Source organism: Calothrix sp. NIES-2100 (assembly GCF_963875285.1).
Taxonomy (GTDB): Bacteria; Cyanobacteriota; Cyanobacteriia; order Cyanobacteriales; family Nostocaceae; genus Aulosira.
This window is the reverse complement of sequence record NZ_CAWNLA010000001.1, coordinates 269,490-285,443: the sequence shown is the minus strand read 5'-3', so window position 1 is coordinate 285,443 and position 15,954 is coordinate 269,490. Positions and strand designations below refer to the sequence as shown.

Sequence of the window (15,954 nt, the reverse complement as noted above, 5' to 3'; positions counted from 1 at the left end):
TCATGCACCTTTATCAAAATTAAGATTTGCTTGATAAAGCACTTATTATTTGTTTAAGTTGAATTATCTTGATAAAACATCAAAAAAATTTGGGTAAATATGATGTTATGTTGAGAAAAATACGGTTATTGCTTCATCCAATCTTTGTACTAATTACAACGTAATCTATTTAACTGATTTATTACGGTAATTATTGTAATTATTATTTAATCGATATCTAGCCAGTAGGCAAAGGAATATGAGGTTGCTAATCGAAGCTAAAGCTGATACCTGTGCTTTGGTCTTAATCAAATCTTTTTGTCAGCAACACTCAATTTTTTTTCTTAAATTCCTTTAAACTAACGATTCGCATTATGCAAATTGTGCTAGTGTTTGTATTAATTCAAGTCTTTCAAAGCGGCAGGTAAATTAGTGATTTTCTTGGGAGTATAAAAGAAAAAACTAAAGCCAGCAGCATTGTTACTACCTTACAAAGGCTCGATTAATGTTTAAATTACTGCATAAATTCGGAGTAAAAGTGAGGTTTTTTCTGTAACGAACTTGTCAACTTCTATCGGGCGAATTGCATAAAATACATTATCCTGGAAGCTGAAACTGGCTATGACATTTATCAAGATACAGAACGTTGTCATTAACACCAGCTATGTGGCTGCAATAAACTTAGATAGTCAAACTAGTTTGGGAGAAAAAAGCGTTTCTGTCCTAATAGCTACTCCTAAGTTTCCCTTGCTCCAGTGGGATGCAGTTGCCCAAAATCTCTATCACTACGAATGGCTCGAATTTACAGGTCAAGCTGCTACAGCGCTTCACGACTATTTTACTAATTTCAACAACGTCATTGACCTACTGCCACAATATCAAGAGTCGGGCGTTGTCTAGGATTTTTTCCCAATCACTGCTTAATAAAGTGTGAAGGATGAAGTATGAAATATCAATCACCCTTGAGCCTTTATCCTCGCCTACGGCAACCCGCTCCGCGTCTACATTCTTTACATTGTGTGTGGTGTTAATTCGCAGAAAAGCATTTAGCTTTTGCGGATAGGATAGCTAGCTGCTTATTAAAACAGATAGCTTTCATTATTGCACAGCAACAGAAATTACTGTGGCTTGGCAATTCAAAGTCCTCCAGATTCGTTATTTCTATGTCTGCTTATTCCATTGATACTGCCTTGGCTGATTTGGAATCCCAGATCAACAGCTGTGAAAAGACTTTGATTAAGTTTATAGAGGAGAAAAAAGTGAAGACTGATAAACCAATTTCCATTAACAAGATTAACAGACAATTACAACAAAATCCTATAGCCATTATTGGGATGGCATCTTTATTTCCCAAGGCGCGAAATTTACGGGAATATTGGCGGAATATTGTTAACAAAGCTGACTGTATTACTGATGTTCCCGAAACCCATTGGAGCGTTAAAGATTACTACGATCCCAATCCGAGAACAACTGAAGATAAAACCTATTGTAAAAGAGGTGGGTTTATTCCTGAGGTTGATTTTAACCCAATGGAATTCGGGATTCCCCCCAGCATTTTAGAAGTTACAGATGTATCGCAACTATTAAGTTTAGTAGTTGCGAAAGAAGCAATGGAAGATGCTGGCTATGGTGAAACCCGTGAGTTTAGCCGCGAGACGATTGGGGTTATCTTAGGCGTGGCGATGGCTAAGCAATTAGGAATGCCACTTTCGGCGCGGTTAGAATATCCTGTTTGGGAAAAAGCGCTAAAAAGCAGCGGTTTATCTGATGAAGATACCGCACAAATTATAGAAAAAATTAAAAGCGCTTATGTCAAATGGGATGAAAATGCCTTCCCAGGGATGTTAGCGAACGTTGTCGCCGGCAGAATTGCCAACCGTCTGAATTTTGGCGGCATGAATTGTGTCGTTGACGCAGCTTGTGCTAGTTCCTTCGGCGCTTTGAAAATGGCGATTAGCGAACTCGTTGAGTATCGCAGCGATATGATGCTAACTGGTGGTGTGGACACAGATAACACCATCATGGCTTACATCTCCTTCAGCAAAACCCCGGCTGTTTCTCCCAGTGAGAGTGTCAAACCTTTCGATGCTAAGTCCGATGGGATGATGCTGGGTGAAGGTATCGGCATGATTGTCCTCAAGCGTCTAGAAGATGCAGAACGGGACAACGATAAAATCTATGCAGTCATCAAAGGTATCGGTACTTCTAGCGATGGACGCTATAAGAGTATTTATGCTCCCCGCAAAGAAGGTCAAGTCAAAGCCTTAGAACGTGCTTATGAAGATGCAGGCTTTTCTCCCGCTACTGTAGGCTTGATGGAAGCACATGGCACAGGTACAATGGCTGGTGACCCCACAGAATTCGGTTCTTTAAGAGATTTCTTTGGGGAACATGACTCGAAGAAACAGCACATTGCACTTGGTAGTGTGAAATCCCAAATTGGACATACAAAAGCTGCTGCGGGTGCAGCAAGTTTAATTAAAACTGCTTTGGCGCTACACCACAAGATATTGCCGCCAACAATTAACATTACCGAGCCAAACCCCAAACTCAACATTAAAAATTCGGCATTCTATTTAAATACAGAAACCAGACCTTGGATTAAGGCGGAAGGCGACGCACCAAGACGTGCGGGTGTAAGTTCCTTTGGTTTTGGTGGGACAAATTACCACGTTGTTTTGGAAGAATACGAAGCCGAACAAAATAAGCCTTACCGTTTACATAATGCACCTGCGGAAATTCTGCTGTTTGCTGGAACTTCTGCGCAATTGGTAACCAAGTGCGAAGAAACTTTGGCTAAGTTGCAGTCAAAGGACGGCGAAAGACATTATGCACAATTAGTTCAAGATTGCACAGCACAAGAAATTCCCCAAGCGGCGGCGAGAGTTGGGTTTGTAGCTGAAAATCTGCAAGAAGCCTGCAAGTTAATGCAAATTAGTCTTGACTGGCTCAAACACAAAGGTTCTGCTATCTCTTGGGAACATCCCCAAGGAATTTACTTCCGTTCTGCGGGGATGAATTTGGCTGGTAAAGTCGTCTCCCTATTCTCTGGACAAGGTTCTCAATACTTAGAGATGGGGCGGGAATTGGTGATGAATTTCCCCCAAATGCGCCGTCTTTACAGCAAAATGGACAGTTTGTTGCTGAAAGATAATTTGCGCCCATTGTCAGAAATTGTCTTCCCCAACCCAGTATTTGAAGAAGCAGAAAAGAATGCTCAAGTAGCCGCCTTACAACGCACAGAATATGCACAACCGGCAATTGGGGTATTGAGTGCGGGACTGTATACCATACTGCAACAAGCTGGTTTTAAATCAGATTTTGTCGCCGGACACAGCTTTGGGGAACTGACAGCTTTATGGGCTGCGGGTGTGTTGAGCGAGCAAGATTACTTATTCTTAGTGAAAGCTAGGGGTCAAGCAATGGCTGCTCCCGAAGATCCAGACCACGATCGCGGTAGTATGTTGGCAGTGAAAGAAGAAATTGCCAAAGTAGAAGCGATTGTTAGACATTATCCTCAAGTAGCGATCGCTAATATTAATTCTCCCACCCAAGTTGTCTTAGCTGGCCCCACCGCCGAAATCGCTAAAGTTCGCCAAGTACTACAAGATAAAGGCTGTGCGGCTGTATTGCTTCCTGTATCCGCAGCTTTCCACACCCCATTGATTGCTTTTGCGCAGAAATCCTTTGCGATTGCAACTAAGTCTGTCAAATTCCAAGCACCCCAAGTTCCAGTTTTCAGTAACGTTACTGGGCAAAAGTATCCCCAAGAATCCCCATCAATTCAAAAAATCCTGGAAACTCACCTATCTAACTCGGTGCTGTTTAAGCAGGAAATTGAGAATATTTACGCCGCTGGTGGTTACTGCTTTGTCGAATTTGGCCCCCGCAGAATCCTTTCTAACTTAGTCAAAGATATTTTAGGCGATCGCCCGCATCTTACCATTTCCTTGAACCCCAGCACCCAAAAGAATAGCGATCGCTCTTTAAGAGAAGCCGCTGTTCAGTTGCGTGTAGTTGGCTTGAGTTTGAAAAATCTCGACCCTTATCAACTCCCACCCGCCTTACCCGCACCCGAAAATGAGAAGAAAAAGGCGTTAACTGTCAAGTTAAACGGCATTAATTATGTGTCGGAAAAAACCAAAAACGCCTTTCCCCAAGCTTTGCAAAATGGACATAAAGTCAAATTAGCTAGCACCCCAGAACCCACAATTACCAGCATCCCCGAATTCTCTGCACCTGCACCTAAAGTTAACAACATTCCCGAAATCTCTGCACCTTCACCTGCACCTGTGAACATAGAACCTGTAAATCCTACACCCATTCACACCAACGGACATAAGAAAACCGCTCCTGCACCTACCCCAGTCATGAACGGCGTGACTTATTCCCCAGAACCAAAGCCTCAAATGAATCCTGCGACCCTTTTAGAAATACCAGCCCAGGAATCAAAGATGCAAACACCAGAAAAACCTGTAAATCATCAAAGAGTTCTCGAAAGTTTAGAATATCTCCTGTCACAGTTTCAGAACAATCAAAGCGAAAATTTACAAGTTCACGAGCATTATCTCAATCATCAGATGGAATATGCCAAAACATTTTTCCAACTGATGCAACAACAAAACGCCTTACTCGCTCAAGCTAAAACCACTGCGGAAACCGCCAAACTCAAGCAAGTTGTCATGGAAAGCTTAGAGCGTAGCATGATGCAGTTTCATTCCCAACAAGGTGAAACCCTACGCATTCACGAACAGTATCTGCAAGAGCAAATCGAATATACCAAAAACTTTTTCCAACTAATTCAGCAAGAGTATTCACACTTCGTTTCTGGCGAAGAAATCACCCTACCCCAGGTAACATTACCCTTCGCCAGCGAACCCGTTACCGAAGCACCCGTTCCACCCACCGCCAAAATTGTTGAAACGCTTACAACACCTCTAGTTGAACCGACAATTGAGCCTGTAGTCAAAAATGGCTCCACTCCCAAAATTGTCGAACCTCAACCTGAGCCTGTAGCCGAAATTCCTGCGCCTCCAGTTGTGGAAATTCCCCCTCAACCTGTAGTTGAGATTCCCGCACCTGTAGCTGAAGTTGTCAGCTTCACCCCTGCACCTGCACCTGTAACTGTCTCCAGCACCATCGATTTATCTCAATTGGGTACTAACCTGTTAACCATCACCAGCGAAAAGACAGGCTACCCCATCGAAATGTTAGAGATGGACATGGACATGGAGGCAGACTTAGGGATTGACTCCATCAAACGGGTAGAAATCTTAGGCGGATTGCAAGAATTATACCCCGATTTACCCAAGCCAAACTTGGAAGAACTAGCAGAGAAACGTACAATTGGACAAGTTGTCGAGTATCTGCAAACCCACGCATCTGGCAATGTCTCAGTAGCTGTACAGAGCAATTCAGTACAAATAACCACGGAAATTCCTCAAGGAGTCACCGCAGTCACAACTGTAATTACTACTCCTGAGCCAGTAGCGCCAGTCACCGCAGTCACAACTGTAATTACTGCACCTGAGCCAGTAGCACCAGTCACCGTAGTAGAAACTGTAATTACTGCACCTGAAGCAGTCGCCTTCGTCCCCGAAGTAGAAACCACAACTAGCGCTAACTACGCAGACATCGGTCAAACCCTACTCAACATCACCAGTGAAAAAACTGGTTACCCAGTAGAGATGCTAGAACTGGAAATGGACATGGAAGCCGACTTAGGAATCGACTCCATCAAACGAGTAGAAATCCTGGGTGCGATGCAAGAAATGTACCCCGACTTACCCAAGCCAGATATCGAAGAACTCGGCGACTTACGCACCATCGGCCAAATAGTTGATTATCTCCAGAAGCTGGCTGGAGGTGAAAAAAAAAAGCATGAGTTTGAGTTTGACGACGAGCCGATAATCGATGTAGAACATAACGTTCAACGTCTACCCGCCAAACTCAAATACCTTCCCCAACCAGATTACTTAGACTTCAACTTACCAGAGGGACACATCGCCTTAATTACCGATGATGGTTCCCTCACCACCTCAGTGGTAGTGCAATCCCTAGTTGATAAAGGTTGGAAAGTCGTAGTTTTAAGCTTCCCCCAATCGATTGTTCCCCAACAAGCACTCTTACCCCCAGGCGTTACCCGGATTACCCTAGCCGATTTAAGCGAACAACTACTACAAGATAAATTATCTGCCATTGCAACTACCATCGGCAACATTGGGGCCTTCATCCATATACATCCAGTATTCCAAGCCAGTCACACAAAGACACTTCCTTATATTGAACAAGAAAAGGCGATCGTCAAACAGGTCTTCTTCATGGCTAAACACCTGAAAAAATCCCTCAACGAAGCCGCACGTTACGGACGCAGTAGTTTTATCACAGTAGCTCGTTTAGATGGAGCCTTCGGGTTTGAGCATAACACCAACTTTGGAGTCATCGGCGCCGGTTTAGCTGGCTTAACCAAAACAATGCGATGGGAATGGCCCAAAGTATACACCAGAGCAATTGATATTAGTCCCGCTCTCGATGCTCAACAATCAGCGCAACACATCATTGCTGAATTACACGACTCTAATCTTTATCTCAGTGAAGTTGGCTACGGCGCTCAGGGAAGAGTTACCCTAATCACTTCATCTGAGAAGTAAAAGGACAAGGGAGACAAGGGGGACAAGGGAAGGGGGACAAGGAGGAATAAAAATTACTTATTTCTTCTTCTCCCTCCTCCAAAAAACTCTCTAAAACTCTTCTTTCTCTGCGCCCTTGGCGTTCTTGGCGGTTCGTTTAAAAATCTTCTTATCTCACGCAAAGGCGCAAAGACGCAAAGAAATTGTAATAACTTATCTCCCTCCTCCAAAAAACTCTCTAAAACTTCTCTTCCTCCGCGCCCTCTGCGGTTCATTTAAAAATATTTTTTTCTCACGCAGAGACGCAGAGGCGCAGAGAAGAAAACAAATCTAATTATCGGCATTTAAAAATCACATGGCAACACAAACACCTATTCGCCCCTCATCAGTTTTTCTTGTTAGCGGTGGAGCCAAAGGTATCACCGCCGAATGCACCATTGAACTCGCTAAAAAACAACCTTGTAAATTCATCCTTTTAGGACGTTCCGAACTATTAGCAACCGAACCAGATTACGCGCAAAATTGCTTTGAAGAAGCCGCATTAAAAAAACGCATCATGGAAAATCTTCTCGCCCAAGGTGAGAAACCCACACCCATGAATGTGCAAAAAATCTATCACAAAATTAACTCCAGCCGCGAAATCAAAAAAACCCTCGCCGCCATTCAACAAACAGGCGCTACCGCCGAATATCTCAGCGTCGATGTCACCGACACCCAAGCATTAAAGACACAACTCGCAGCTACTGTCAACCGCATGGGGCCAATTACCGGCATCATACATGGCGCAGGGAACTTAGCTGACAAATTAATTGAAAAGAAAACAGAACAGGATTTTGAAAAAGTTTACACCGCCAAAGTACAAGGCTTAGAAAACCTGTTAGATTGCGTCCCCGCTGAACAACTCCAGCATTTAGTGTTGTTCTCCTCCATCACAGGATTTTACGGCAATATCGGCCAGTCCGATTATGCGATCGCAAATGAGATCCTCAACAAATCAGCCCACTTGATGAAACAGTACTACCCCAACTGTCATGTTGTGGCGATTAATTGGGGTGGCTGGGATAGTGGAATGGTAACCCCAGAACTCAAAAAAGCTTTTGCAGAACGGGGAATTGACATTATCCCGGTGGAAGTGGGGACAAAAATGTTAGTCAAAGAACTACATCCCAAGCATCACGACACCACCCAACTAGTAATTGGTAGCCCGCTAATTCCACCACCTCCACCTTTAGATTCAGAACTGAAAACTCATTATATCCGTCGCCGCATCACAGTTGAAGCCAATCCTTTTTTAATGGATCATGTAATTGCTGGTTATCCAGTAGTTCCAGCTACCTGTGCAATGTCATGGATGATTAATGGTTGTGAAGAAGTTTATCCTGGTTATAGATATTTCAGTTGCAAAGATTTTAAAGTTCTCAAGGGAATTACCTTTAATGAATCGGTAGCCAGCGAACATATTTTGCAACTGAAAGAAATTGCTAAAGCTGATGGTGAGTTCATTGAATTTCAAACAACTATCTTCAGTAAAACTCCCGCTGGCAAAACTCATTATCATTTCACTTCTACTATCAAACTGGTGCGAAAATTACCTGATGCACCTATGTATGAGGGCATGAATTTAGCTGAGGATAATCTGATTACCACGATTGGTAAAGATTTCTATCAAAATGGCCCATCTACATTATTTCATGGCCCGTGTTTTCAGAAAATCCAGAGGGTTTTAAATATTAGCGCCGAAAAAATTACTACGGAATGTTTTTGGGAACAAATTACCGAACAACAACAAGGACAGTTCCCAATTCATTGGCACAATCCTTATGCAACTGATTTGAGTACACAACCTTTATGGGTTTGGTTAAGTCATTTTCATGAAGAAGTTTGTTTACCTGGACAATTAACAACATCGGAACAGTATAGAGCAATACCAGTCAATGAAACCTTTTATGTTTCTACTGATATTAAGGAGAAAAAAGGTACTGGTTTAACTGCTGATTTTATCCTTCATGATCGCGAAGGAAAATTATACGCACAAATCTTAGGTGCTAAGGCTGTTGTTGTGCCAATGAGTTTGCTACAGCCTAAGTAATTAAAAACCTTAAATTGCGCGTAGGTTGGGTTGAGGAACGTAGACGCGGAGTGGCTTCCCGTAGGGAAACCCAACATTATCTCGGTGTTGGGTTTCCCAAAGCCTCAACCCAACCTACAATTATCCTTAACACCAATATAAATTCCATTTGGTTTAGTTTAAAGCGTAAATCTTGTGATGTTTGGGGAATCTAATTGATGCGGTTGTTGATTTTTTAACGAACCGCCAAGTACGCCAAGTACGCCAAGGGGAGAGATTAAAGAATAGAGAAAATATCCCCTTTTATTTAATACCCCAACGAGGATATCAGTAGTGGAAAAAATAGCAATTATCGGATTATCATGCCTGTTTCCTGATGCTAATAATCCTGAGCAGTTTTGGCAGAATCTTACAAATGAGAAAGATGCAACTTCAACTACTACTGTTGCAGATTTGGATGTAGATCCCACAATATTTTACGATCCAATTAAAGGAAAACCGGAAAAAATCTATTTTCTCCAAGGTGGATTTATTCGGAATTTTGAATTTGATCCAAGCGAATACAATTTACCTGCTGAGTTAGTAGAAAGTTTGGATAATTCCTTTAAATGGTCGCTGTATGCAGCTAAACAAGCCATTCAGCACAGCGGTTATTGGGGAAATCGGCAAGTTCTCTCAAAATGTGGGGTAATTCTAGGGACTTTATCTTTACCCACAAAGATGTCTAATCAATTGTTTGCTCCAATATATCAGCAAACGATTCAACCTGCGATCGCAGAACTTTTACAAGATGAAAATTTCCGGTTGGCTGCGTTACCAACTACAACGAAGCCTTCCCCATATAATGCAATGATAACCGGCTTTCCCGCCGCGCTGGTCTCTCAAGCATTTTCTTTATCCAGTAATCATTTCTGTATAGACGCTGCTTGTTCATCCTCATTTTATGCGATTAAGCTGGCATCTTACTATTTGCAAACACGCAAAGCTGATGTGATGTTAGCCGGGGCGATTAGTTGTGTAGATCCGCTATTTTTACGGATGTTATTTTCCGGTATTCAAGGTTATCCCGAAAATGGCATTAGCCGTCCTTTAGATAAGTCTTCTCGCGGTTTAGTTACCGCTGATGGGATTGGGATGGTAATGCTAAAGCGTTACAGCGATGCTGTCAGAGATGGTGATAAAATTCTCGCCACAATTGCGGGGAATGGACTATCTAATGATGGTAAAGGTAAGCATTTATTAAGTCCCAATTCCAAAGGGCAAATTCTCGCTTTTGAACGGGCGTACAAGGAAGCACAACTTAGCCCCAAAGAAATTGATTATATGGAGTGTCATGCTACAGGGACATTATTAGGAGACACCACAGAATTTAACTCTATAGAAACTTTTTTTGGTGAACACCAAGCATCGCCTTTGGTTGGTTCTACCAAAGCTAATGTCGGTCACTTATTAGTAGCGGCTGGTATGGTTGGTTTGGCGAAGACAATTTATAGTTTGAATGCTGGTGTGATTCCCCCAACGATTAATGTCAGTGAACCGATTGGTTCAGAGAATAGTATCATTTCTAGCCAAAATATTGTGAGAACGGCGACAACATGGCCAAATAATTCGCCTGTGAAACGTGCAGCTTTAAGTGCATTTGGTTTTGGCGGAACCAACTCACATCTGATTCTAGAAAAGAAAGATGAAGAATGAAGTCATTCTTTCAAAGTGACTCCTAAAACTTGTTTTTTCTCTGCGTTCTCTGTCTTGAAAAGTTTCCTACGCCGGGGAACCCGGCTTTCCTGCGGAACGCTCACGCGAACGAGGAACTTTTCGCTGCGTCCTCTGCGGTTCAAAAATAATTTATCTAACCACAGAGGCACAGAGTACACAGAGATTAAGAGGTTAAAAAGAAATTTCCCAAATAGGATTCTGATATTCTCTGCTTGAGACTTACAGATCATTCTATTCACGACATATCTGATATCGCGTAATTAAACAATGTTTGAACAAGAAATACAATCAGGCAAAATTGCCATTGTCGGCATGGATGCCTTTTTTGGTGAATGTAAAGATTTAGATGCTTTTGAACGTAGTATTTATGACGGCAAACAGCATTTTATTCCTCTACCTTCTCAAAGATGGTATGGCATAGATGGCAAAGAAGATTTACTCAAAGAATACGGTTTACCTGATGGTAAAGCACCGATAGGGGCATACATTCAAGAATTTGCCCTTGATACTTTAGCTTACAAAATCCCCCCAAATGAAGTAGAACAACTGAATCCGCAACAACTTTTACTGTTAACAGTTGCAGATGGTGCATTGAAAGATGCCGGGATTCAAGAAGGGGGAAATGTTGCTGTCATTATAGCAGCAGAAGCAGATTTGTCTGTTCATCAACTACAACAACGCTGGAATTTATCGTGGCAAATTAAAGATGGTTTGAATGCTGCGGAAATTGCTTTACCTGCGGATAAAATTTCTCAGTTGGAAACTATTGTTAAAGATAGTGTTCACCATCAAGTAGATATTGGTGAATATCTGAGTTACATCGCCAATATTATGGCGAGTCGCATTTCTGCGCTGTGGAATTTCACTGGACCATCTTTTACGATGACGGCGGTGGAAACCTCTGCTTTCAAGGCTTTGGAAGTAGCACAAATGCTACTTATGACTGGGGAAGTGGACGCTGTTGTAGTTGGGGCTGTGGATTTGGCTGGCGGGATAGAAAATGTTCTGTTGCGTAGCCAATGGGGAACAGTGAACACTGGTGCTAATACCTTAAGCTACGACCAAAATGCTAATGGCTGGACAGTTGGCGAAGGTGCAGGTGCAGTTGTTCTCAAGCGTTATGATACAGCCAAACAAAATGGCGATCGCATTTATGCTGCGATTGATGCGATTAGTATCGGTCAAGCTGCTTCTACTTCTATAGATGCGGGGACGATTAACCAAGTCTGTCAGCAAGCTTTCCAAATGGCGGGGATTCAGCCGACAGCAGTTAACTATGTAGAAGTGGTTGCGAGTGGTTTCCCCCAAGAAGATGAGGCGGAAATTGCAGGGATGCTTCAGGCTTATCCCTCTGTGGGTGATGGTTTACATTGTGCGATTGGTAGTGTGAAGTCCAATATTGGGCACACTTATGTAGCATCGGGAATTGCTAGTTTAATCAAAACGGCTTTGTGTCTCTATCACAACTATATTCCTGCTACTCCCAACTGGTCTGGGGTGAAAACGCCCCAAGTATGGCAAGGTAGTCCTTTCTTTGTGGCTACGGAATCAAGACCTTGGTTCCTCCATAAAGATAGTACCCACAGAATTGCTGCCATTAATGGTATCGGTTGTGATGGGACTTGCGCCCATGTCATCTTGTCCGATGAACCAGACCAAATCAATCACAGCAGTAGGTATTTACAACAACGGCCGTTTCATCTGTTCCCTGTAGCAGGTGATGACCGTTTGGCTTTACTGAATCTGTTAGATAATTTGCAACAAGAGATTGAGAATTCTGAGTCTCTAGCTGATGCTGCTAGTCAGAATTTTGTTAAATTTCAGCAGCATTCCACAGCCAAGTACACCTTAGCCATTACTGGACGCAACAAAAAGGAATTACTCAAAGAAATCGCCTCAGCCCAAAAAGGTGTAAATACTGCCTTTGAAAAGGGTAGTGATTGGCAAACACCTATAGGTAGTTACTTCACCGCAAAACCTTTGGGTAAAGAGGGTGAGGTTGCTTATGTGTATCCAGCGGCGGTGAATTCCTATGTGGGTATTGGTCGGACTCTCTTCCGGCTGTTCCCTAACCTGCAAAATGAACCCTTCGTGAAGAGTCTGTATAAACGAGTTTCGGATGTCGAGAAACTGGTTTTTCCCAGAAGCTTACATAAGTTGTCTACCAGAGAACTAGAAACCCTGGAGAAGAAATTGCTAGATGATTCCCTAGCAATGTTTGAAGCGGAAATGTTCTTCACTAGGCTAATCACCACAGTAATCCGCGATCGCTTTCAAGTCAAACCCAAATATGTGTTTGGCTATAGCCTGGGCGAAACTAGTATGATGGTTGCCCAAGGTGTGTGGAGTGATTTCTTTGCTGGAAGTAACAGCTTTAACTCCTCGGCTTTATTTGGTGATAGGTTATCGGGGCCAAAAAATTCTGTGCGTGAGTATTGGAACCTACCACCAGCCACCGATGCTTCTGACAATAACTTCTGGGCTAACTATGTACTCATGACTACCCCAGAGAAAGTCACAGAATGCCTCAAAAATGAGAGTCGCGTTTATTTAACGCAGATTAATACACCAGAAGAAGTATTAATCGCCGGTGAACCAGCAGCTTGTCAGCGAGTGATTAAAACCCTTGGCTGCAATGCTTTCCCAGCTCCCTTCGACCATGTCATCCACTGTGAAACCATGCAATCGGAGTACACAGAGTTAGTAAAACTCAACACTTTACCAACTCAGGATATTCCCGGAATTACATTTTATTCTGCTGCTGGATATAAACCTATCACCCTTAACAGTGAAGTAGTAGCCCACAGTATCGCTACTGGACTCAGCCAACAACTAGATTTTCCCCGCTTAGTTAACCGCGTTTACGCCGATGGAGTCAAAATCTTTATCGAAGCTGGTGCTGGCGGTGTCTGTTCTCGCTGGGTAGGTAAAATTCTCGAAGGACAAGAACACATCACCGTTTCTCTCAATCGTAGAGGTATGGATGACCATACTTCCATAGTCAAAGCCCTAGCTAAATTACTCAGCCATCAAGTTGAGTTAGACATCTCATCTCTTTACAACATCACTCAAGAAACTGGGAAACAAAGTAAATTAACCCAACGAAATATTACATTGGGCGGTAACTCAATTATTGCCACAATTTTGAGTGAAGAGAATCGCCAAATTTTCCAAAATTTAGCTAACAAACCACAAACCAACTCCACTACAGTTGATTATTCCAGAGCAAATTCAGTAATCAATTCACTGAATACTCCAGTCGTAATTGCTACCAATAATCAACCTAGCGATGATATTTTACTGCCAACAAATCAGCCAGAAGCAATCGCCGAGAAAAATATCATGGAACACGGTTTAGTCTCAACGAAAGAATTAAAATCCTTTGAGATAACTACCACTCCCCAACAATCAACTCAGCCCAGCTTTTCTCCACAAAATATAACTCGCAAATCCGGTCAAACTATCCGTATGCTCGATTTAAATAAGACTCAATATCAAAAGCTCAACGCTAACAATGCCAATGTAACTAAAGCTCATACTGCTTTCTTAAAGTCTAGACAAGATTTTAGCAAGCAAATGAGCGAAATTATTCAATTGCAATTAGCTTGCGCCCAAAATTTACTGAATGAAGAATCCTAAGAATTAAGTATGAAGTTTGAAGGATGAAGTATGAAATTACTCTATCATCTCTCTTCACTCTGTGTCCTCTGCGTCCTTGGCGGTTCGTTAAAAAATAATCCTTGCAACTCAGCTAAAATTTAACGAACTTTCCAAAACCCAGTAACACTCACGATAGACAAATCAAAATTGGTATTACCTCTTATTTCACCCTTCATCCTTCACCCTTTACCTTTTATAAACCATTGCTTATAAATCGAGGGATAACTAGCGTGACCACTGTAGATACGCCACTAAGTCAACACGAAAACGGACTAGGATTTACCTGCTATTCCTATGGACAAAATCTCATCTGGAAAGGTTCCCTAGATTGCATATCTTTTGATCAACAAGGCATAGTAGATAAATTTCTCAACTTAGAACAACCCTGTTATATAGTCAACGTTTCAGGGAAAATTGGTGTTACTAATGTTGGGTATTTATGCCCAGTTGATAGCACTGTCACCGCACCAGTAGAACTTTTAGCATCCATCCCCCCAATTAAAATTCAACAATTAGGCGACCCCAGTTTTCTCTCCTTTTATGGAGTGAAATATGCCTATGCAACTGGTGCAATGGCTGGCGGTATTGCTTCCGAAGAAATGGTCATCGCCCTCGGAAAAGAGAAAATTTTAAGTTCCTTTGGTGCAGGCGGTTTAAGTCCAGAAAGATTAGAAGCCGCTATCAACAAAATACAACAAGCCTTACCACAAGGCCCCTATGCTTTTAATTTAATTCACAGCCCCAATGAACCGATGATTGAACGTCGGGCTGTGGATTTATTCCTTAAATATGGTGTGAAAGTAGTCGAAGCATCAGCATTTTTGGACTTAACTCCCAACATTGTTTATTACCGGGTTGCAGGATTAAGTTTGAATGCAGCCAATCAAATTGAAATCAAAAATAAAGTCATTGCCAAAATTTCTCGGAGAGAAGTAGCCAGCAAATTTCTCCAACCACCACCAGCCAGAATCCTCAAAGAACTTGTACAACAGGGATTAATTACTGAGTTACAAGCAACTCTGGCTGCTCAAGTTCCAATGGCGGATGATATTACTGTAGAAGCCGATTCTGGTGGTCATACAGATAATCGTCCCCTGGTTTGTCTGTTACCTTCCATTATGGCTTTGAGAGATGAAATTCAAGAACAATATCATTACTCAAAACCAATTAGAGTGGGAGTAGCCGGCGGAATTGCTACACCACAATCAACTTTAGCTGCTTTTATGATGGGTGCAGCTTATGTAGTCACAGGTTCCATTAATCAATCTTGTGTGGAATCTGGTGCGTGTGAACATACCAAAAAATTACTCGCGCAAGCAGAAATGGCTGATGTCATGATGGCTCCCGCAGCTGATATGTTTGAAATGGGAGTCAAATTACAAGTCCTCAAACGGGGCACAATGTTCCCCATGCGGGCGCAAAAATTGTATGAGTTATATCGCGCTTATGACTCAATTGAAGCCATTCCCCTAGCGGAAAGAGAGAAATTAGAAAAACAAGTTTTCCGCAAGACAATTGCTGAAGTTTGGGAAGGAACTGCTGCTTATTTATCCCAAAAAAATCCCGAAAAATTGGGTAAAGCAGTAAATAATCCTAAATTAAAAATGGCATTGATTTTCCGGTGGTATTTAGGATTATCTTCCCGTTGGTCTAATTCTGGTGAAAAAGGACGAGAAGTTGATTATCAAATTTGGTGCGGCCCGGCGATGGGTAGCTTCAACGACTGGGTGCGCGGTACTTATCTAGCTGAACCCCAAAACCGCAAAGTTGTTGATGTTGCTAATCACCTAATGACCGGAGCAGCATTTTTATATCGCATACAAAGTTTGAAATTTCAAGGTTTGCAAATTCCCGATTACTACAGTCAGTATCGCCCAGCTAGTTCTACATTGGAGATGTAAA

The 15,954-nt window shown here is 42.3% G+C and carries 6 protein-coding genes; all 6 read left to right on the top strand.

Going from position 1 to position 15,954, the window contains the following annotated elements:
* The first annotated feature begins 600 nt into the window (after nt 1-600).
* The 6 genes from AACU32_RS01175 (at nt 601) to AACU32_RS01150 (ending at nt 15,953) form a co-directional block, all read left to right on the top strand.
* Nucleotides 601-879, top strand: a complete 279-nt coding sequence (locus AACU32_RS01175; protein ID WP_096597068.1) for a hypothetical protein — start codon at nt 601-603, stop codon at nt 877-879.
* 263 nt (nt 880-1,142) lie between these two features.
* Nucleotides 1,143-6,629 carry a type I polyketide synthase gene (locus AACU32_RS01170; protein ID WP_096597066.1) on the top strand — a complete coding sequence of 1,829 codons (5,487 nt, stop codon included), beginning with the start codon at nt 1,143-1,145 and terminating at the stop codon, nt 6,627-6,629.
* 334 nt (nt 6,630-6,963) lie between these two features.
* Nucleotides 6,964-8,697: an SDR family NAD(P)-dependent oxidoreductase gene (locus AACU32_RS01165; protein WP_096597062.1), complete on the top strand. Its 1,734-nt coding sequence runs from the start codon at nt 6,964-6,966 to the stop codon at nt 8,695-8,697.
* 312 nt (nt 8,698-9,009) lie between these two features.
* Nucleotides 9,010-10,371 carry a beta-ketoacyl [acyl carrier protein] synthase domain-containing protein gene (locus tag AACU32_RS01160; protein WP_096597060.1) on the top strand — a complete coding sequence of 454 codons (1,362 nt, stop codon included), beginning with the start codon at nt 9,010-9,012 and terminating at the stop codon, nt 10,369-10,371.
* 288 nt (nt 10,372-10,659) lie between these two features.
* Nucleotides 10,660-14,031 carry a PfaB family protein gene (locus AACU32_RS01155; RefSeq protein ID WP_096597056.1) on the top strand — a complete coding sequence of 1,124 codons (3,372 nt, stop codon included), beginning with the start codon at nt 10,660-10,662 and terminating at the stop codon, nt 14,029-14,031.
* Nucleotides 14,032-14,282: 251 nt separating this feature from the next.
* A complete protein-coding gene (locus tag AACU32_RS01150; protein WP_096597054.1) occupies nt 14,283-15,953 on the top strand; it encodes a PfaD family polyunsaturated fatty acid/polyketide biosynthesis protein in 1,671 nt (556 codons plus the stop codon).
* Nucleotide 15,954: the final 1 nt, after the last annotated feature.

Bases quoted from the DNA above. Each gene is read 5' to 3' on its own strand.
- AACU32_RS01170 (WP_096597066.1), top strand. From the start codon at position 1,143: ATGTCTGCTTATTCCATTGATACTGCCTTGGCTGATTTGGAATCCCAG.
- AACU32_RS01155 (WP_096597056.1), top strand. From the start codon at position 10,660: ATGTTTGAACAAGAAATACAATCAGGCAAAATTGCCATTGTCGGCATG.
- AACU32_RS01175 (WP_096597068.1), top strand. From the start codon at position 601: ATGACATTTATCAAGATACAGAACGTTGTCATTAACACCAGCTATGTG.
- AACU32_RS01165 (WP_096597062.1), top strand. From the start codon at position 6,964: ATGGCAACACAAACACCTATTCGCCCCTCATCAGTTTTTCTTGTTAGC.